1 protein-coding gene is annotated in these 503 nt (G+C 56.3%); it reads left to right on the top strand.

The features are described from left to right. Positions 1 to 503 (top strand): PDZ domain-containing protein (locus J5224_RS35470; RefSeq protein ID WP_264629444.1); only part of this gene is annotated, 503 nt, incomplete at both ends.

Below are 503 nucleotides of genomic sequence, written 5' to 3'. Positions count from 1 at the left end.
AAAACTTTATCCAGACCGATGCGGCGATCAACCGAGGCAACTCCGGCGGCGCGCTGGTTAACCTCAACGGTGAACTAATCGGCCTGAACACCGCGATTCTGGCACCGGATGGCGGAAACATCGGTATCGGTTTTGCCATTCCGAGTAACATGGTGAAAAACCTCACGGCGCAATTGGTTGAGTTTGGCGACGTGAAACGCGGCGAACTGGGCATTACCGGCACCGAGCTGAATTCCGATCTGGCGCAAGCGATGAAAGTGGATGCGCAGCGCGGGGCATTTGTCAGCCAGGTCAGGCCGAAATCCGCTGCGGACGAAGCAGGCATCAAAGCCGGTGACGTTATTTTGACGCTGAACGACAAGCCGATAAGTAGCTTTGCGGCACTGCGTGCCCAGGTTGGGTCCTTGCCGGTTGGTAGCAAGGTCAAACTGGGGCTGCTGCGTGAAGGTAAACCGTTAACGGTAGAAGTCACTTTGCAGCAGACCAGTCAGACACAGGTCGCA

Source organism: Candidatus Symbiopectobacterium sp. NZEC135, assembly GCF_025962695.1.
Note: the sequence above shows the minus strand (reverse complement) of the source record. Positions and strands in the feature narration are given on the sequence as shown.